General features: G+C 67.8%; 19 protein-coding genes. 11 read left to right on the top strand and 8 right to left on the bottom strand.

All coding sequences use genetic code 11. The features are described 5' to 3' along the window. Positions 1-5: 5 nt before the first annotated feature. The 4 genes from R5H32_RS08570 to R5H32_RS08585 are packed head-to-tail and all read right to left on the bottom strand — an operon-like array spanning position 6 to position 5,692. A complete protein-coding gene (locus R5H32_RS08570; protein ID WP_318338276.1) occupies positions 6-1,202 on the bottom strand; it encodes an aminomethyltransferase family protein in 1,197 nt (398 codons plus the stop codon). Beyond that, positions 1,199-2,752: an NAD(P)/FAD-dependent oxidoreductase gene (locus tag R5H32_RS08575; protein WP_318338277.1), complete on the bottom strand. Its 1,554-nt coding sequence runs from the start codon at positions 2,750-2,752 to the stop codon at positions 1,199-1,201. Before R5H32_RS08575 ends, R5H32_RS08570 begins: the two co-directional genes overlap by 4 nt. Beyond that, on the bottom strand, positions 2,739-4,352 hold the full coding sequence (locus tag R5H32_RS08580; protein WP_318338278.1) for an NAD(P)/FAD-dependent oxidoreductase: 1,614 nt from the start codon (positions 4,350-4,352) through the stop codon (positions 2,739-2,741). The genes R5H32_RS08575 and R5H32_RS08580 overlap by 14 nt, the downstream gene beginning before the upstream one ends. Continuing rightward, a complete protein-coding gene (locus R5H32_RS08585) occupies positions 4,349-5,692 on the bottom strand; it encodes an aspartate aminotransferase family protein (protein WP_318338279.1) in 1,344 nt (447 codons plus the stop codon). Before R5H32_RS08585 ends, R5H32_RS08580 begins: the two co-directional genes overlap by 4 nt. 204 nt (positions 5,693-5,896) lie before the next feature. On the opposite strand from R5H32_RS08585, the gene R5H32_RS08590 reads away from it, so the two are divergent. Further along, entirely contained in the window at positions 5,897-6,595 is a 699-nt protein-coding gene (locus R5H32_RS08590; RefSeq protein WP_318338280.1) for a TetR family transcriptional regulator C-terminal domain-containing protein, read from the top strand. Positions 6,596-6,898: 303 nt separating this feature from the next. Continuing rightward, a complete protein-coding gene (locus R5H32_RS08595; RefSeq protein WP_318338281.1) occupies positions 6,899-8,317 on the top strand; it encodes a hypothetical protein in 1,419 nt (472 codons plus the stop codon). Positions 8,318-8,347: 30 nt separating this feature from the next. On the opposite strand, the gene R5H32_RS08600 is transcribed toward R5H32_RS08595, so the two are convergent. Together R5H32_RS08600 and nth are read right to left on the bottom strand one after the other, a co-directional pair. Continuing rightward, complete coding sequence (locus R5H32_RS08600) at positions 8,348-9,340, bottom strand: adenosine kinase (RefSeq protein WP_318338282.1); 993 nt, start codon at positions 9,338-9,340, stop codon at positions 8,348-8,350. Further along, positions 9,337-9,981, bottom strand: a complete 645-nt coding sequence (nth, locus tag R5H32_RS08605; RefSeq protein ID WP_318338283.1) for an endonuclease III — start codon at positions 9,979-9,981, stop codon at positions 9,337-9,339. The genes R5H32_RS08600 and nth overlap by 4 nt, the downstream gene beginning before the upstream one ends. A 141-nt stretch (positions 9,982-10,122) precedes the next feature. On the opposite strand from nth, the gene R5H32_RS08610 reads away from it, so the two are divergent. From R5H32_RS08610 to R5H32_RS08650, 9 genes are all read left to right on the top strand, one after another. After that, positions 10,123-10,617 carry a Hint domain-containing protein gene (locus tag R5H32_RS08610; RefSeq protein WP_318338284.1) on the top strand — a complete coding sequence of 165 codons (495 nt, stop codon included), beginning with the start codon at positions 10,123-10,125 and terminating at the stop codon, positions 10,615-10,617. Between the two features lie 70 nt (positions 10,618-10,687). Continuing rightward, positions 10,688-11,542, top strand: a complete 855-nt coding sequence (locus R5H32_RS08615; protein WP_318338285.1) for a methylated-DNA--[protein]-cysteine S-methyltransferase — start codon at positions 10,688-10,690, stop codon at positions 11,540-11,542. Between the two features lie 103 nt (positions 11,543-11,645). Further along, the gene (locus R5H32_RS08620) at positions 11,646-12,311 is read left to right on the top strand and encodes an OmpA family protein (RefSeq protein ID WP_318338286.1); all 666 of its coding nucleotides are present in this window, start codon (positions 11,646-11,648) and stop codon (positions 12,309-12,311) included. Between the two features lie 217 nt (positions 12,312-12,528). Continuing rightward, positions 12,529-13,446: a manganese-dependent inorganic pyrophosphatase gene (locus R5H32_RS08625; protein WP_412099006.1), complete on the top strand. Its 918-nt coding sequence runs from the start codon at positions 12,529-12,531 to the stop codon at positions 13,444-13,446. A 92-nt stretch (positions 13,447-13,538) separates the two neighbouring features. Next, positions 13,539-14,420, top strand: a complete 882-nt coding sequence (locus tag R5H32_RS08630; RefSeq protein ID WP_318338288.1) for a TIGR01459 family HAD-type hydrolase — start codon at positions 13,539-13,541, stop codon at positions 14,418-14,420. A 129-nt stretch (positions 14,421-14,549) separates the two neighbouring features. Continuing rightward, positions 14,550-14,993, top strand: a complete 444-nt coding sequence (locus tag R5H32_RS08635; protein ID WP_318338642.1) for a MaoC family dehydratase — start codon at positions 14,550-14,552, stop codon at positions 14,991-14,993. 31 nt (positions 14,994-15,024) lie between these two features. After that, a complete protein-coding gene (locus tag R5H32_RS08640; protein ID WP_318338289.1) occupies positions 15,025-15,951 on the top strand; it encodes a bifunctional riboflavin kinase/FAD synthetase in 927 nt (308 codons plus the stop codon). 91 nt (positions 15,952-16,042) lie between these two features. Continuing rightward, positions 16,043-16,507, top strand: a complete 465-nt coding sequence (locus R5H32_RS08645; protein ID WP_318338290.1) for a YcgN family cysteine cluster protein — start codon at positions 16,043-16,045, stop codon at positions 16,505-16,507. Continuing rightward, positions 16,507-17,565 (top strand): low specificity L-threonine aldolase, encoded by a 1,059-nt coding sequence (locus R5H32_RS08650; RefSeq protein ID WP_318338291.1) that lies wholly within the window; start codon positions 16,507-16,509, stop codon positions 17,563-17,565. Before R5H32_RS08645 ends, R5H32_RS08650 begins: the two co-directional genes overlap by 1 nt. On the opposite strand, the gene R5H32_RS08655 is transcribed toward R5H32_RS08650, so the two are convergent. Together R5H32_RS08655 and R5H32_RS08660 are read right to left on the bottom strand one after the other, a co-directional pair. Beyond that, on the bottom strand, positions 17,546-18,346 hold the full coding sequence (locus R5H32_RS08655) for an alpha/beta hydrolase (protein ID WP_318338292.1): 801 nt from the start codon (positions 18,344-18,346) through the stop codon (positions 17,546-17,548). The two genes, R5H32_RS08650 and R5H32_RS08655, sit on opposite strands and share 20 nt — an antisense overlap. After that, positions 18,346-18,957, bottom strand: coding sequence for a 2-hydroxychromene-2-carboxylate isomerase (locus R5H32_RS08660; RefSeq protein ID WP_318338293.1), 612 nt, complete (start codon positions 18,955-18,957; stop codon positions 18,346-18,348). Before R5H32_RS08660 ends, R5H32_RS08655 begins: the two co-directional genes overlap by 1 nt. Positions 18,958-19,035 lie beyond the last annotated feature (78 nt).

A 19,035-nucleotide genomic window follows, 5' to 3' on the forward strand; every position in this document is an offset into this window, starting at 1 on the left:
TGTCCTCAGAAGCGTCCGGGCGGGGTCGCGCGGCGGCGGGGCGGGGCGAAGAACGGGCGCTCCGTCACCCGCGCCTCCATCATCAGCTTCACGTAATGCAGCTCGCGCAGCGCGTAGATCTCGGCCCGGAGGCCGCCCTTCGCCCCGGCGTGATGCGGACGGCGCACCTGTGCCAGCGCGATGCTGCGCTTGGTCGACGGCGACCAGGCCGCCGACGTGATCTGACCGACCTCGCGGTTGCGGCCGTCGTAAAGGATCGCGTGATCGGCGGCCACGTTGCCCTCGATGTCGAGCGCCACGAAGGCCCATTCGGAAGTCTGCCCGTCACGCTCTGCAAGAAGCGCCCGGCGGCCATTGAAATGGCCCTTGCCGAAATCGATCATCCAGTCCAGCGCCAACTCGTAGGGCGAGCGCACCCGGTCCTCGCGCAGAGCCTGGTCGGCCGGCACGAAATCCGCGTGCGTCGCCAGGAACCCCGCCTCGATGCGCGCGATGTCGAGCGCGTGCGACCCGACCGGGCGGATGCCGCAATAGGCTCCCGCCGCCATCAGCCGGTCCCAGAGCGGCAGCGCCAGCGCGGGCTCGATCCAGAGCTCATACCCGAGATCGCCGGTGAACCCGGTGCGCGAGATGATCAGGTCGCCCCCCTCGAACGGGAAGGACGCGAAGCGGTAGGGCTTGAGCGCCGAGACGTCGAACCCGGCCGCGTCCAGCACCGAAGCCGTGCAGGGCCCCTGAAGCGAGAGCGCGGCAATCTCCGCCGTGACGTCGTGAACCGAAACCTCGAAGCCGATGGCCGAGTCCAGGAGCCACGGCAGATGGCGCTCCTGGCAGCAGAGCAGGAACTCGGCCTCGCCGAGCCGGAAGAGCGTCCCGTCATCGAGAAGCTTGCCCCGGTCGTCGCACCATGCGGTGTACTGCACCGCCCCCACGGCCACGCGCGCGACATCTCGGAGCGTCAGCCGGTTGAGGTAATCCGCCGCGTCGCGCCCGGTGATCCGGTACTTGATCATCGGGCAGAGGTCGTAAAGGCTCGCCGTATTGCGGATCGCGGAATATTCCATTTCCGCATCCTCAAGGACGAGCGCGGTCGTGTAGCCGGCCCACGGCCCCCATTGGTTCAGCACATTCGCCTCCGCGATGCGCTCGTGGAACGGCGTTGTCCGCAGCGGGGCTTCGTAGTGATGGCGCAGGTCCTTCATGCCGCCACCCCCGAGAGAATGCGCTCCGCCGCGTTCCAACCCGCCGCGCCGGACACACCGCCGCCCGGATGACTGCCCGCCCCGGCAAGCCAGAGGCCGGCGATGGGCGTCGCATACTGGGCAACCTCGGCGAAGGGCCGCAGGAACAGCATCTGCTCGACGCTGAGTTCGGCGTGATGCCAGTTGCCGCCCGCCATACCGTAGCGCGCCTCGATGTCCTGCGGCATGAGAAGCTCGCTGTGCGTGATCAGGCCGCCGATGCCGGGCGCGTAGTCTTCGAGTACGCCGAGCGTGTTCGTGAGCATCCGGCTGCGCGCCTCCTCGAGACCGGCGCGTGGGGCGTGGGGCGCGAACTGTACGATGGCGGACAGAACGTGACCGCCGCCCGCTTCGCGCTCATGCGCCTTCGGCAGCACGATCTCCATGACTGGGCGCTGAGGCACCTCGCCGTATTTCGTCGCGTTGAAGGCCTCCTCCACCGACGCGATATCCGGCGCGATCACCAGCCGGGTCGCTAGGTCGGCGCCACGGAAATCGGGCGCGCCCTTCAGCGCGAGATGCAGCTTGGCCGCGCCGCCGCGCGCGCGGATGTTCGTGGCGCGGCGCACGAAGCCGGTATCGAGGTGCCGCACCCCGACCAGATCGAGGAACGTGGCCTTCGGACCGACCGCCGAAACGACGAGACCGGCCCGGATCTCCTCACCGTCCGCGAGGATGACACCGCAGGCCCGATCCGCCTCGATCAGCACGCGCCCGACGCGCGCCCCGGTGCGCAAGGTGACGCCCGCGGCCTCGGCCGACCGCGCCATCGCGTCAGCCACGGCGCCCATGCCGCCCTGCGGCACAGCGAGCGCGGCCCGTGTTCCGGCGGCCTCCCCGGCAAGGCGGTTGAGATAGAGGATCAGCGAGTTCGGCGACCGCGGCCCGAGCCAGGCGCCGAGCACCGCATCGAAGGCGACGAGCCCCCGCAGCCGGTCGTCCGCAAGCTCGTCCTCGAGCACGTCCGCGATATTGATGAGGGCCATCCGCAGGAACTCGCGGAACTCCTCCTGGCCGAGCCGGCGGAGCCCGAGCCCGATGCGCGCGAGCTTCAGATTGTCGTTCCCGGCCTTCCGCGCGATCCGCGGCGGCGTGACGGCGCGAAACGGCGCGAGGGCATCAGCGAAACCCATCAGGCGCTGGCGCAGCGCCTCCCACGCGCTCCGCCCGGCGTCGTCGATCGAGCCGGAGAGCGCTGCCCCGGCCGGTCCCTCCAGAACCAGATGATCGCCGGTCGCCGACAGGGCCGTCGTCGCGATCCCGGCCGCGGCATAGCTGAGCCCGTGCCGCTCCAGCTCCATCCCGTCCAGAACCCGCGGGTCGAGCGTCGTCAGAAGATGCGCGAGCGGCATCGGTGCGAGGTCGGGCGCGAGCGCCGCGCCGGTCGCCCCGCCGCCCGCACGCTCGGTGGCCTCGAGCACGAGGACGCGCTTGCCCGCCTTCGCGAGCCGTGCAGCACAGGCGAGCCCGTTCGTGCCGCCGCCGATGATGATGGTGTCATACGACGGCATAGGCCTGCCTCATCTGGGTCTTTGCGCGCAGATCGCGCAGGATTTCGGAGGCCGCGTTGCGGCCGGGCGCGCCCATCACCCCACCGCCGGGATGGGCGGTCGAGCCGCAGAGCCAGAGATCGCGGATCGGCGTCTTGTACTGGGCGTAACCGGGCACCGGGCGGTTGAAGAGGAGCTGGTCGAAGGTCAGCTCGCCCTGGAAGATGTTGCCGTCGGTGAGGCCGACCTCCGCCTCCAGTTCGCGCGGGGTCCGCACCTCCATATGCAGGATGCGGTCCTTGAAGCCCGGCGAATACTCCGCGATCTGGTCGATGACCGTCTGCCCGAAGGCGTCGCGGTCGGCGTCCGTCCAGTCGCGCCCCTCGATCTTCGGCGGCGCGTACTGGATGAAGCAGGACATGAAATGCTTGCCCGGCGGCGCCATCGTCGGGTCGATCATCGTCGGGATCATCGTGTCCTGGAACGGATCGCGGCTGAATTGCCCCGCCTTCCAGTCGTCATAGGCCCGCTCCATCCGCTCGACGCTGTCGGTGAAGTGGAGATCGCCCTTCAGCATCGGCGCGCCGTCGGGAAGCGCCGGGAAGTGCGGCGCGGCGTCGAGGGCGATGTTGAGCTTGCCCGACGAGCCGCGGCTCTTGAAGGTTTCGACCCGCTTGACGAAGGCGGGCGGCAGCTCGGCCGTGTCGACATGCTTCAGGAAGGTCCGCTTCACATCCATGTTGGACAGCACGCGCCGGGCGGCGATCTCCTCGCCGCCCTCCAGCCGCAGCCCCGTGGCCCGGCCATTGACGACGAGAACCTTCTCGACCCCGGTGCCCGTCCGCACCTCGCCACCGGCTGCCCTGAGCGATGCCGTCAGCGCCTGCGTGATCGCCCCCATGCCGCCGCGCGCAAATCCCCAGGCGCCGACGTTGCCGTCCACGTCCCCCATGTAGTGATGCAGCAGCACATAGGCCGAACCCGGCGACATCGGGCCGAGCGCGGTACCGATGATCGCCGAGACGGCAAGATAGGCCTTGACCACAGGGTTCTCGAAATACTCGTCGAGAAAGTCCGAGATCGACATGGTCCAGAACCGGATCATGTCGCAGATCTGGGCTTCCGACATCTCGCCGACCTTGCGGCCGAGCCACGCCAGTTCGGCAATGTCGCGCGGCCGGAAGGTCGCGGGATCGGGCGGCGTGCGCAGCAGCAGCGGCCGGATGAAGCGGCAGTGCCGCATCACGTCGCGCGAATAGCGGTCATAGGCCTCCGCGTCGCGCGGCGAATGTCGCATGAGCTCTCGGCGGTTGGCCTCGTGATCGCGGAAGGTCGCGAGATAGCCACCGTCGCGGGTGAAGACCGCGCCGCCTTCATAGGGCAGGACCTGCAGCCCGTGCTTCGGCAGTTCGAGATCGCGCATGATCTCGGGCCGGAAAAGCGAGCAGACATAGGAGCAGTTGGAATAGGTGAAGTCAGGATGCAACTCGCGCGACACCGCCGCGCCGCCGATCCAGTCGTTCTTCTCGACGACGACGACCTTCAGCCCGGCGCGGGCGAGGTAGCAGGCCGCCACCAGCCCGTTGTGCCCCGCCCCGATGATCGCCGCATCGTAGCTCATGCGCGCTTCTCGGCCTCGAAATGCTCCAAAGTCATGTCGACCGCGGTCTCGAACGCCACAAGCGTATCCTCGAGACATGCCGCGTCATGCGCTTCGCACATGAACCAGGGCTCGCGGCTGTCGGGCTCGCAGATGACCCCGAGGTCGTGGAGGTGGTAGGCCATCTGGTCGTAGAACGAGTAGTCCGACGTCTTCCAGTCGCGGTAATTGTCCGGCGCCTTCTCGGCGAAGAAGAGGCCGAACATCGAGTCGTGCCCCGCATAGGAATGCACGATGCCGCGCCGATTGAGGATCCTGGACATGCCGGCTTTCAGGTTCTCGCCGTATTTCGCGAGGGTCTCCAGCGCCGGGGTTTCGTCGAGGATGCGCAGGCATTCCTCGGCAGCCGCGAGGCTGACCGAATGCGCGGTGTAGGTGCCGCCATGCGCCGCGCCGCCGTAGCGGAAGGTCCGCATGACCTCCTCGCGGCCAGCGACCACGGCGATCGGGTAGCCGTTGGCCATCGCCTTGGCGAAAGTGCAGATGTCTGGCGTCACGCCGTGGAGCGACTGCACGCCGCCGCGCGCGACCCGAAAGCCGGTCTTGACCTCGTCGATGATCAGAAGGACGCCGTACTGGTCGCAGAGCTTGCGCGCGAGCCGCACATAGTCGCCCGAGGCCGAGATCCCGCAGCAATTGCCCTGGATCGGCTCGATCAGCATCGCGGCCATGTCGTTGCCGTGGCGCTTGAACGTGTCCTCGAGCCGCTGGAGATCGTTCATCGGCACGAGATGGGCGAGCGTCTTCAGCTCCTGCGGGATGCCCTTCGAATAGGCCACGACCTCCGGGTCGCCGCCGCCGCGCCGGCTCCATTCCTCGACATTGGCCATCCACATCGCCGCATCGAAGAGACCGTGATAGGCGCCCTCGATCAGTAGATAGCTGTCGCGCCCGGTATGGGCCCGCGCCAGGCGCAGCGCCGCCATGACCGCCTCGGTGCCGGAGTTGGAGTAGCGCACGAGATCGACGCCCGGCACCATCTTCGCGATACGGTCCGCCACTGCAAGCTCGCGCTCGGTCGAGAGCGCGAAGACGCCGCCAACCTCCATGCCGCGCCGCGCCGCCGCGTCTACCCGATCGTCGGCGTAGCCGAGGATCGCCGGACCGTAGCCGAGGCGGTAATCGACATAGCCGTTGCCGTCGATGTCCCAGATCCGCCCGCCCTTGCCGTGATCGACATAGATCGTCCGGTCGTCGCCCCAGTACCGGAACGTCGAAGCAACGCCGAGCGGCAGCCTTTTCAGAGCTTTCTGGAACTGTGCATTGGATTTTTCGATTGAGCGTCGGGGTGCCGCGCGCATGTCCTGTCCTCTGGTTGATGGGCAATGACCGGGCCGCTTCAAGTCGGCCGGTCTTTGTCATGGATCCCATCTGACACGCATATTGACTGGACTGTCAATCAATTTTTTGACTGACAATCCAGTCAGAATATGGTTAGGTTGCACATCGGGACGGATTGCGTATGTCTGTCGGCACGCGAGGAGGCAGGATCGAAGCGGGGCGGGATGAACGAGATCGAGAGCAGCACGACCGACCAACAGCCGCAGCCGCGCAAGCTGAGCCGCGAGGCGCGGCGCGAACAGCTCATCGAGGCGACGATCGAAACCATCGGCCGGCAAGGTTACGCCAAGACCACGCTGACGGATGTCTCCCGGCACGCGGGATTGTCGCACGGGCTGGTCAACTTCCACTTCGAGACCAAGGAAAAGCTGCTCGCTGAGACGCTCTCCTATCTGGCCGAGGAATACCGGCGGAACTGGACGACCGCACTGGAAGCGGCCGGTTCCGACCCCGCGCGACGCCTCGACGCGATCTTCAGGGCCGATTTCAACCCGACGATCTGCACACCGTCCCGCCTTGCCGCCTGGTGCGCCTTTTGGGGAGAGGCGCAAAGCCGGCCGCTCTATCAGGAACAGTGCGGATCGAACGACCGGGAATACAACCGGGTGCTTGAGGAGATCTGCCGCGAACTTCTCGCCGAGACCGGCCGCCCCGGCGACCCCGTGCGCATCGCCCGCGTCCTGCGCGTCACCACGGAAGGCGTCTGGATGGACCTGATGACAATGAGCGCCCCCTACGACAAGGAAGAGGCGCTGTGCACGGTCTTCACCTGCGCCGCCGCCTTCTTTCCGGAAAAGTTCACGTCGCAGGGCACCGTGACTTCGGGTTCGCCCGGGCATTCCCCTGTGGCCGATCCGGTCTGACGGCGAGCTTCTAACAGAGCGGGCGCGCTCAGAATGCTGGGCCGCCATCCAGGTCGCTTCATCGTCGTCCATGACGTCGGAAGGTGAACCGACCGGGGGCAGCCTCGAAGCGCCAATCGGAAATCATCGAGGGCACACGGCGAGAGGTGGCGCCGTCGCTCGGTTTCGCCGCCGCAAAGGTCTGCTCCGGGATTGGTCCGGTCGGGTCAGATGCTCGTCATAGGAATAGAAGTGCGCTAGACTTCTTCGCCAGCACCGTCGGCGATCTCGGCAGAGCGCGGTGCGTCCATCGGGGCGGCGCCAATGTCAGATGCAGGTATCGCAGCCGACTACGTCGTGATCGGCGCTGGAGCCGCAGCGATGGCCTTCACGGACACGCTGCTCACCGAAACCGACGCGACCTTCGTCATGGTCGACCGACGTTCCCGGCCCGGCGGGCATTGGAATGACGCCTACCCCTTCGTGCGCCTCCATAGCGCCGCAACCTTCTACGGCGTGAACTCCGCCCCGCTAGGCTGCGGGCGCATCGACCAGGTCGGCTGGAACAGCGGCCATCTGGAACTGTCGAGCGGTGCCGCGATCTGCGGCTATTTCGACGACGTGATGCGCCACAGGTTCCTCGCCAGCGGCCGCGTCACCTTCCTGCCAAACCACGAGTACGAGCCCGGCGGCTTTGCCGCGTCCCGCTTGACCGGGACCCGCACGATCCTGCACGCCCGGCGCAGGGTCGTCGACGGCAGCCATGCCGATACCCGGTTGCCGTCGACCCATCCGCCGTCCTTTCCCGTTGCGCCGTCCGTCCGGCTCGTGACGCCGGACGCCCTGCCCGGCATCACCCGGCCCGCCACCGACTTCGTCATCATCGGCGGCGGAAAGACCGCGATCGACTGCGTGTTGTGGCTCCTCGAGCAGGACCTGCCGCCCGAGCGGATCTTCTGGATCAGGCCCCGCGACAGTTGGTTCTACAACCGCAAGCGCATGCAGCCGCAGTCAGACGTGGCCGCAGAGACCATCGAGCAATACGTGATCGACATGGAATCCGCGCGCGACGCGAAGAACATCGACGATCTGTTTCGCAGGCTCGAAACGAAGAACGCGCTTCTCAGGATCGACCCCGAGGTCACGCCGACGATGTTTCATTGCGCCACGGTCACCGAGGCGGAACTGTCGCAGCTTCGCCGCGTCCGCAACGTCATCCGCAAGGGCCGGGTGACGGCGATCGAACCGGACCGGGTCATGCTCGAACATGGCGACATACCGACGTGTCGCGAAACCGTCCATATCCACTGTGCCGCGAGCGGCGTTCCGGTCCGCCCGTCAGAGCCGGTCTTTCAGGACGGCCGCATCGTCCTGCAATTCATCCAGCATTGCTGGCCCACGTTCAGCGCGGCGGCAATCGCCTTTCTGGAAGCGCGCCGATCCGACGACGCCGCGCGCAATCGCCTCGCCGTGCCCGTCCGGATGGCCGATCGGCCCATCGACTGGTTGCGCGGCGAACTCGCCAGCCGGGAAAACGAAGCCCTGTGGTTTGCCGAGCCCGATCTCGCGGAGTGGCGCGCGGCCGCTCGGCTCGACGGGTTCACCCGGCTGTTCCTGGCGGTCGAGAAAAGCCCGGATCCGGCATTACGGGATCTGCTCAACCGCCTAGAAGCAGCCAGCGGGCCGGGCATCGCGCGGATTCGGACGCTGCTCGAAGCGGCCGGTGGAGCGGGCCACATGTAACGAACCGCCGGGGTCCGCACGAAAACGCGTCTAGATCAGCCCGTGCGCGCGGAACAGCGCCTTGACGTCGGTCTCGGGGCGCGCGCCGAAATGGCTGATCACTTCGGCCGCCGAGATGCAGCCCATCCGCCCCGCCGTCGCCAGCGACTGCCCGGTGGCCATCCCGTAAAGGAAGCCCGCCGCGAACTGGTCGCCCGCGCCGGTCGCATCGACCGGCACCACCCGGTGCACCGGCACCTCGGCCCGTTCCGCGCCGCGCAACAGTATCACGTCGGCGCCCGAGCGGGTGCAGACGATGAGCGGGCAATCCGCCTGCGCCTCCTTCAACGCCGCCTCCAGGTCCTCGGTCTGGTAGAGAGAGCACCATTCGTGCTGGTTGCCGATGACGTAGTCCATCTGGTCGTGAACGAGCCGCCGGAAATCCGCGCGGTGGCGGTCGACGCAGAACGGGTCGGAAAGCGAGATCCCGGCCCGGCCGCCACCCCGGTGGCAGGCTTCGGCGGCCTTGAGGAATGCCGCCTTGCCCTGGTCCTTGTCGAAGAGATAGCCCTCGAGGAAGAGGTAATCCGCGGCCCGCACCACTTCCTCGTCGAGGTCCTCCGCCCCGAAATCCGCCCCCGCGCCGAGATAGGTGTTCATCGACCGCTCGCCGTCATTCGTAACGAAGATCATCGATCGCGAGGTCGGCAGCTCCGCCCGCGCCGAAGGCGGGTTCGGAAAGTCCGTCCCCTCGCCCTCCAGCGACTTCGCGTAGAACCGGCCGAGCGCATCGTCCTTCACCTTGCCGACGAAGGCGGTCTTCAGCCCGAGATTGCCCAGGCCCGCCAGCGTGTTGCCGACCGAGCCGCCGGGCGCCTGGGTGCGCTCCTTCATCGCGGCGTAGAGCGTCTCGCCCCGCTCGCGGTCGACGAGTTGCATGATCCCCTTCTCGATCCCCATCCAGTCGAGGAAATCGTCGTCGCACTGGGTCAGGACATCGACGATCGCGTTGCCGATGCCGACCACCTGGTAGCGGTTGGTCAAAGCGTCTTCTCCTCGTAGGGACAGAGGTCACGGATGTGGCAGGCGCCGCACTTGGGCTTCCGCGCCACGCAGATGTAGCGGCCGTGCAGGATCAGCCAGTGATGGGCGTGGCTCTGGAACTCGGCCGGCACGTTGTCCTCGATCGCCCGCTCGACCGCCTCGACGGTCTTGCCCGCGGCGATACCGGTGCGGTTGCCGACCCGGAAGATATGCGTGTCGACCGCCTGCGCCGGGAAATGGAACCACATGTTCAGCACGACATTCGCGGTCTTGCGCCCGACGCCGGGCAGCGTCATCAGCGCCGCGCGCGAGGATGGAACCTCGCCGCCATAGTCCTCGACGAGGATGCGGCTGAGCTTGATCACGTTCTTCGCCTTCTGGCGGAAGAGCCCGATCGTCTTGATATGCTCGATCAGCCCCTCTTCGCCGAGGGCAAGCATCTTCTCGGGCGTGTCGGCCACCTGGAAGAGCGCCCGCGTCGCCTTGTTCACGCCGGCGTCCGTAGCCTGCGCCGAGAGCGCCACCGCGACGAGGAGCGTGAAGGCATTGACATGCTCAAGCTCCCCCTTCGGCTCGGCCTCGGCCTCGCGGAAGCGGGTAAAGATCTCGCGGATCGTTTGGTAGTCGAGTTGGCGTGACATGGAATCGGTCTATGCCCGCCCGGCCGGGGCGCGGCAAGGGCCGAGCGCGCCGATCCCGTCGTTTTACCTCTCCCCATGCCTGTTAACCGGGCTTTCGCCGTTCCGCGCGATCATCGCATCGGACCGGCAGGGAGGGACGGCATGGGGAGCGAAACGGGCCTCGCGGCGGGCACCCGCATCGCCACCACGCGCGGCCCGGTCGCGGTGGAAGGGCTCTGCCCCGGCGACCGGCTCCTGACCCGCGATCACGGCTACCGGCCGCTCCGGGCGCTCGCCGGCACGCTGCTCGCCCATCCGGTCGAGATCGCGACGGGCCGCCTGGGCTTCGGGTGTCCGGACCGTCCGCTGCGTCTCGGCCCGGAGCACGGTGTTCTCCTCCGGGCGCCCGGCCTTGCCGCCCGGTTCGGCACCGCCGAGCTGCTGGCGCGGGCCGCCGACCTGTCGCCGCCCCGGCCGCCGGGCCCAGTCCTGGGGTTTCTCCCGTTCCTCGACAATCCCGCGCTGATTCTGGCCGACGGCCTCTGGCTCGCGGCGCCGGCCATCGCCGCGACGAACCCCGCCCGGCCGCTCCGGCCCATCCCCGACCTGGACACGCTCGCCATACTGCTGGCCGCGCCGTTTGACGCTGCGGCCTGAGCACCAAACCGCAGCTTTCGGGTCGCCGTCGCCCGCCCCGCGTCCTATCTTCGGGTCAAGGAGACAGACCATGCTGAACGAACCGCTCGACCGGGGCTACCACTACGGCGTCATCGCCCGCGCCCTCGCCCTCATCGAGACCGAGGGCGACCTCGGCCTCGACGACCTCGCCGCCCGGCTCTCGATGAGTCCCGCGCATTTTCAGCGCGTCTTCTCGCGCTGGGTCGGCGTCTCGCCGAAAAGGTACCGCCAGTACCTCACGCTCGACCTTGCCAAGCGGCTCCTGGCCGAGCGCCACACGCTGCTCGACACCGCCGCCGAGACCGGGCTGTCCGGCGCGGGCCGCCTGCACGACCTTTTTCTGCGCTGGGAGGCGATGAGCCCCGGCGAATACGCCCGCGCCGGCGAGGGCCTCGCGGTGCGCTACGGCTGGTTCGATTCGCCCTTCGGCGCCGCGCTCGCGATGGGCACCGACCGCGGCCTCTGCGGCATCGCCTTCGCCGAGGACTGCGGCCGCGACCACGCCTTCGCCGACCTCGCCGGCCGCTGGCCGCGCGCCTCTTTCGCGGAAGCGCCCGAGACCATCGCGCCCTGGGTCACGGCGGCCTTCGAGCAGAAGGGCGAGGCGGCGCTCCACATGATCGGCGCGCCGTTCCAGATCAAGGTCTGGGAGGCGCTGCTCAAGATCCCCTCGGGCCAGGTGACGACCTATTCCGACATCGCCAGCCGGATCGGCAATCCGCGTGCGGTGCGCGCGGTCGGCACCGCGGTCGGGCGCAACCCGGTAAGCTGGCTCATTCCCTGCCACCGGGCGCTGAGAAAATCCGGCGGGCTCGGCGGCTATCATTGGGGCCTGCCGGTGAAGCGGGCGATGCTGGCCTGGGAAGCCGCCCGCGCCGACGCCGAATCCGCCACCGCGAGATGATGCGCGGAATGCTGCCGGAACCGCTTTTCCCCGCCTGCGTTATTGCCTAACAGTCGCTAATCTCACACTTAACGCACAACGAACACCAAGCGGAGCAGCTTTCATGCGTTTCACCACCCTCTTGGCCGGCGGCACCGCCGCGGCGATCCTGCTGGCAGCCTGCACGCCGGTCGACCAGTACAATCCGAACGACCCCTACCAACGGACCCGCCAGGGCGCGCTCACCGGGGCCGGCGTCGGCGCCCTTGCCGGCGCCTTGACCGGGGATGGCGGCATCGAAAAGCGCGACCGCGCGATCGTCGGCGCGGTGGCCGGCGGCCTGATCGGCGGCATGGTCGGCAGCAACCTCGACCAGCAGGCGGCCGAGCTTGACCGCGCCATCGTCAACGACCGCGTGCGCGTCATCAACGAGGGCAACCAGCTCCGCGTCATCATGCCGGAAGGCATCCTCTTCGCCGTCGACAGCGCCTCGGTCAATCCCGGCATCATCGGCGACCTCTATGCCGTGGCCAACAACCTCAACCGCCATCCCGACAGCCGCGTCGAGGTCATCGGCCATACCGACAACACCGGCGCCGCAGCCTACAACTTCGACCTTTCGCAGCGCCGCGCCAGCGCGGTGGGCGCGATCATCCGCGACGGCGGCGTGGCACCCGGCCGCATCGCCGCCTTCGGCCAGGGCGAGAACCAGCCCGTCGCGTCGAACCTCACGCCCGAGGGCCGCGCCCAGAACCGCCGGGTCGAGATCCTGATCATCCCGACCCGCTGACGCAGCGTGGATCCGGGAAACCGCCGCCGATCGCGGCGAGCCGCCCGGACGAAGACCTGGAACGGCCCCCGTCGCGCGCGCCGCGACGGGGGCCGTCCGCTCTGGGCTCCGGCACTTGCGCCGGGTAGCTCCGAATGCCCCTCGCCGATGGGTGACAAGCCCGATCGCAGCGCCTATAAGGCCGGCGATTTCCAATTCTCCCTGATGGATGACAGACATGATCAAGGTTTTTGGCCACAAGTCCCCCGACACCGACTCCACCGGCTCGCCCATCATCTGGGCCTGGTATCTCTCGGAAGTGAAGGGCACGCCCGCGACGCCCGTCCTCCTTGGCGAGCCGAACACCGAAGCCGCCTTCGTCCTCAAGCGCTGGGACCTGCCGAAGCCCGCGATCATCGCCGACGTCGCGGCCGGCGAGACCTGTGTCGTCGTCGACACCAACAACCCGGCCGAGCTTCCCGCCTCGATCAACGAGGCGAATGTGGTCCAGATCATCGACCACCACCTCCTCGCCGGCGGGCTGAAGACCAAGGGGCCGATCGACATCACCATCCGCCCGCTCGCCTGCACCGCGACGATCATGCACGACCTGATGGGCGACGACGCGGCGAAGATGCCCGAGAACATCAAATGCGCGATGCTCTCCTGCATCCTTTCCGACACGCTGGAGTTCCGCTCGCCGACCACGACCGCGCATGACCGCGCCGTGGCCGAGAAGCTGGCCACCGAGCTCGGCATCTCGATCCCCGACTATGCCGCCGAACTCTTCGCCGCGAAATCCGACGTCTCGGCCTTCTCGGACGCGGAACTGCTGCGCATGGATTCCAAGGAATACAACGTCGCCGGCAAGGAGCTGCGCGTCTCGGTGCTGGAGACGACCTCGCCGCAGATGGTGCTCGACCGCAAGGACAGCCTGATGGCCTCGATGGTCGATGTCGCGAAAGAGGACGGTGCCGACCAGGTCCTGCTCTTCGTCGTCGACATCCTCAAGGAAGAGGCGACGCTTCTGGTACCGAACGACCTCGTGAAGCAATTCGCCGAAGCCTCCTTCGGCGCCAAGGTGACCGGCGACACCGTGGTCCTGCCCGGCGTCATGAGCCGCAAGAAGCAGATCATCCCGGCGCTGAAACTCTGAGCCGCCGAACACGTTGCATTAGGGCGCCTTCGGGCGCCCTTACCTTTCTCCGGCCCGGCCTGTAACAAGGGCTGCAACACGAGGAGGCGCCCATGACCCGGATCATTCAATCGCTGTCGGAGGCCGCCGCCGGTTACGACGCGCTCTTCTGCGATCTCTGGGGCTGCGTCCACGACGGGCTGCGCCCCTTCCCCGCCGCCGTCGCCGCCCTGCAGGCCTACCGGGCCAATGGCGGCAAGGTCGTTCTCGTCACCAACTCGCCCCGTCCGCGCGCCGGCGTGGCCGCGCAGCTCGACCAGATCGGCGTGCCGCGCGACGCTTGGGACACGATCGCGACCTCGGGCGACAGCGCGCGGGCGGCGATGTTCCAGGGCGCTGTCGGCCAAAAGGTCCACTTCATCGGCAACCCCGAGACCGACATGGGTTTCTTCGAGCCGCTGAAGATCCTCGACAATCCCGCCCGGATCGAGATCGTGCCGCTCGCCGAGGCGGAGGGCATCGTCTGCACCGGACCCGCCGATCCCATGGCCGATCCGGCGGTCTACCGGCCCGACTTCCTCTACGCCAAGGCGAAGGGTCTGAAGCTTCTCTGCGCCAACCCCGACATCGTCGTCGACCGCGGCGAGCGGCGGGAATGGTGCGCCGGCGCGCTCGCGCGGCTCTACACCGAAATGGGCGGCGAGAGCCTCTATTTCGGCAAGCCGCACCCGCCGATCTACGACCTCGCCCGGCGGCGGCTGACCGCGCTGACCGGCGCAGCCGTCGGCGACGCCGGCATCCTCGCCGTGGGTGACGGGATCGGCACCGATATTCAGGGGGGCATGGGCGAGGGGATCGACACGCTCTTCATCACCGGCGGGCTCGAGGCGGCCCGCTTCGGCGCGGATGTCGAGGCGCCCGAACCGGGCAAGCTGACCGCGTGGCTCGACGAGGTGCAGATGGCGCCGACCTTCGCCATCGGGCGCCTGCGATAGATTATTGCCAGACGGCAACATTCTTTCGATCCAGTCGCCGTTTCGGTCAAATAATTACTTCCCCAGATTGCGCGAAGGCCCGCGCTCATCTATGCTGCACTGCAACATGGATGTTTGGGATTCGTGATGATGCTCGACAATCAGCCGCGCGGGACGATCTGCATCGAGGATCTGGAGATCGGGATGACCCGCTATCTCCAGAAGGAGATCACGGACCGCGACATCGAAATGTTCGCCGAAGTCTCGACCGACCGCAATCCGGTCCATCTCGACGAGGACTACGCCCGCGAGACGATCTTCGAGGGGCGCATCGCCCACGGCATGCTGACCGCGGGCCTGATCTCGGCCGTGATCGGCGAGCAGCTGCCGGGCCACGGCACCGTCTATCTTGGCCAGACGCTGAAGTTCATGGCGCCGGTTCGCCCCGGTGACGTGGTCTATGCCGAGGTCAAGGTCACCGCGATCGACCACGCCAGGCGCCGCGTCACTCTTGAAACCCATTGCGCGGTGGGCGATACGGTCGTCCTGAAGGGCGAGGCGCTGGTTCTGGCGCCGAGCCGCAAGTTCGACTGATCCGGCGGGCGCTCCCGCCACACGGGGGCCGATGCGCACGCATTTCCATTGGACGGAACTGGCGGAGGCCGACCGGGGCGCCTCGGTCGCGATGGGCAACTTCGACGGCGTCCATCTCGGCCACCAGGCGGTGATCGACCAGGCGCGCCGCACCGACGCGCCGCTTGGCATCGTCACCTTCGAGCCCCATCCCCGCCAGTTCTTCGCCCCCAAGGCCCCCGCCTTTCGCCTGATGAACGCCGAGGCGCGGACCCACCGGCTGGAAAAGCTCGGCGTCGAACAGCTCTACGAACTCCCCTTCGACGCGGATCTCGCCGGGATGGAGGCGGAAGACTTCGTAGCCGAGGTGCTGGTCCGGGGGCTCGGCGTCGCCCATGTCACGGTCGGCGCGGATTTCTGCTTCGGCAAGGGCCGCAAGGGCAATGTCGAGACCTTGCGCGACTGCGCCCGCCGTCACGGCTTCGGCGTGACGATCGCGGAGCTTGTCGAGATGGGCGGCGAGGAGATCTCCTCGACCGCGATCCGCACGGCGCTCGCCGAGGGGCGTCCGCGCGACGCCGCGCAGATGCTCGGCCACTGGCACCGAATCGAGGGCAAGGTTCTGCACGGCGACAAGCGCGGCCGCGATCTCGGCTTTCCGACCGCCAACATGGGCGTCGGCGGTCTGCACCTGCCGAAGCTTGGCGTCTATGCGGTGAAGATCGACGTCCTGACCGGGCCGCATCAGGGCAGCTACAACGGCGCCGCGAGCCTCGGCGTGCGGCCGATGTTCGGCGAGAACAAGCCCAACCTCGAAAGCTTCCTCTTCGACTTCAAGGGCAACCTTTACGGCGAGCATCTCTCGGTGGCACTCATCGACTATCTGCGCCCCGAGATGAAATTCGACGGCCTGCCCGCGCTCGTGGAGCAGATGAACGCGGATTGCCACCGCGCCCGGACGATCCTCGCGGCGCTCTGAGCACGGTGCAGAACGGCCTGCATCGGAAAATCCGCGCAGACGGAATCATCGCCCTTCCCTTTAGGCCCGCTCTCGGCCAATGTCGCGCGCCATGAAAAGCTCGAACGTTCGCGAAGCCCTCCGGCCCGGATTCTGGAACCGCCCCCTCGACACGCTGACCGCGTCCGAATGGGAGGCGCTTTGCGACGGCTGCGGGAAGTGCTGCCTCAACAAGCTCGAGGACGCCGATACCGGCGAGATCTACTTCACCCGCATCTCCTGCCGCCTCCTTGACGATCACAGCTGCCGCTGCACGCAGTACGAGAACCGCAAGACCTTCGTCCCCGAATGCGTCGTCCTGACCCCGAAGACGATCGACAAGGTCGCCTACTGGCTGCCCTCGACCTGTGCCTACAAGCTCCTGCACGAGGGCAAGCCGCTCTTCGACTGGCATCCGCTGATTTCCGGCGACCCGGAAAGCGTCCACCGCGCCGACGAATCGGTGCGCGGCTGGACCCTGCCGGAATTCGAGGTCGCGGAAGAGGAATGGGAAGACCACATCATCGAGGATCTGTAATGGAATTCGCCTCCGACAACGCCTCCGGCGCCGCGCCGGAGATCCTCGCCGCCGTCACTGCGGTCAACGCGGGCGCCGCGCCCTCCTACGGCGCGGATGCGTCGATGGCGCGGGTGCGGGCGCTCGTCCGCGAGACCTTCGCGGCGCCGGAGGCCGAGGTTTACCTCGTCGCCACCGGAACCGCGGCGAACTCCTTGTCGCTCGCCTGCCACTGCCCGCCCTGGGGTGCCATCTATGCCCATGCCTCGGCGCATGTCGACACCGACGAATGCGGCGCGCCGGAGTTCTACATCGGCGGCGGCAAGATCGTGCGCATCGCCGCGCCCGACGGAAAGCTGACACCTGGCATACTGAAAGCCGCCATCGAGGCGACGCCGCAGGGCTTCGTGCATTCCCATCAGCGCGGCATGGTGACGATCACCAACACCACCGAGGCCGGCACCGTCTACAGCCCCGCCGAGGTCGCCGCCCTGACCGCCATCGCCCGCGACCATGCGCTGCCCGTCCACATGGACGGCGCGCGTTTTGCCAATGCCGTCGTCGCCGCGGATTGCAGCCCGGCAGAGATGACCTGGAAGGCCGGGATCGACGTCCTGTCCTTCGGCGGCACCAAGAACGGCTGCATGGGCGTCGAGGCGGTCGTGCTCTTCGATCCTGCGAAAGCCTGGGAATTCGAGCTCCGCCGCAAGCGCGGCGGACATCTCTTTTCCAAGCATCGGTTCCTCTCCGCCCAGATGGAGGCCTATCTGACGGGCGACCTTTGGCGCCGCCTCGCGGCCCGCGCCAACACGATGGCGGAGCGCCTCGCCGCCGGAATCGCCGCGATACCGGAAGCCTCGCTCCTCCACCCCTGCGAGGCGAACATGGTCTTCGCCTACCTGCCGCGCCGCCTGCACCGCCGGCTCATGGAGCGCGGGGCGCACTACTACTTCTGGCCCGTCGACCCGCCGGCCGAGGGGCCGGACGACGAACCTCTCGCGGCGCGGTTCGTCTGCTCCTGGGAGACACGGGACGCTGAAATCGACGACTTCCTTGCGGTCATCCGCGATCGAGATTGACCCCGATCAGCCCGGCGGTCTCGTCGGGATGGGTGATCGGCACCATGTGCCCCGCACCCGGCACCGTGGCGACGCCGACATCGGGCAGCCGCGCCGCGATGTTTTCCGCGATCCGCTCGATGACCGGCGGCGACTGCTCGCCCCGGATCAGCAAGACCGGCATATCGAGGCACTCGAGCGCGTCTGGCTTCAGAAAACCGGCGCTGTCCGAAAGTGTCGCTGGATCGCCCGCGCAGATCAGGCGGATCCGCTCCTCGATCCGCGCCCGGGCGTGGGGCTCCATGCTGTCCCAGTCCGCGCCGGCGCCCCAGACCTGCATGAAGGCGCGCGCCGCCGCGGCATCGTCGCCCGCCGCGAGTGCCGCGCGGAACGGCCCCTCGGCGACGAGATGCGCCTCCCATTCGGGAGACCCCTTGGCGGCGGCAAAGAGCACCGGCTCGATCAGGGTCAGCGTCCGGATCGCCTCAGGTGCCGCACGAGCGAGCCGCATCGCCACCAGCGCGCCGTAGGAATGACCGATAAGGTCCACCGGCTCCTCGACGAAACTCGCGGCAATTCGCGTGGACAGCGTCAGGAAGTCGCCCTCGCCCGACCAGCCCGCCGATTTTCCGTGGCCGGGCAGATCGAAGGCCGTGAGCGTGATCCGGTCGGAAAGCCGCGACGCGACACCTGCCCAAGCCGATGAGGCGGCGAGCGAGCAGTGGATCGCCAGCGCCGGCCGCGCACCTTGGCCGAAGCTCTGCCAGAAGGTCGGGTGCCCCGCCCGCTCGTCGAGCGGCATCAGAGTTTTCCGGCCAGATGCAGGTCGAGGTCGTCGAGCCGGTCCTGCCCCCAGAACCGCTGGCCGTTGTCTACGAGGTAGAAGGGCGAGCCGAACACGCCGCGGCTTACCGCCTCCTCGAGGTTGTTGGCATAGGTCTCAGCCCCGAGCAGCATTCCCTTGTCGGCAAGATCGGGCTCGAACCCCGCCTTGGTCAAGAGATCACGGATCACCTCGTCAGAGGAGATGTCGCGCTCCCCGGCCCAGCAGGCGCTGAGGATGGAGTGGACGAAGCCGCCGAGATCGCCCTCGGCGCCCTTCGCCTTCGCCGCCTGCGCCGCGATGATCGCATAGGACGAGGGCGCGGCATTCGCCGGCCAGAACATCGGCTGGAGGTTGATCTTCATCCCGGCCTTCGTCGCCTGACGGGCGATATCCTGCAACCGGTATTCCTTGCGGCTGTCGTGGCGGTCCTTGAGCGCCGTCCCGCCGGTCCTCGCAAAGACCGCGCCAATATCGACCGGCTTGTAGGTGACGGTCGCGCCGTGCTTCGCCGCGATCGCCTCGAGCCGGGTGCCCGCCAGATAGGTGAAGGGCGAGATTGTGGACAGGAAGTAGTCGATCTGTGGCATATCCGGCACTCCTTCGGGTTTGCCGGGAAGCTAGCCCGGTGGTAAGCGGGGTGCAACGTCACGAATCCGTCATCCGGC

Source organism: Defluviimonas sp. D31, assembly GCF_033436765.1.
GTDB lineage: Bacteria > Pseudomonadota > Alphaproteobacteria > Rhodobacterales > Rhodobacteraceae > Albidovulum.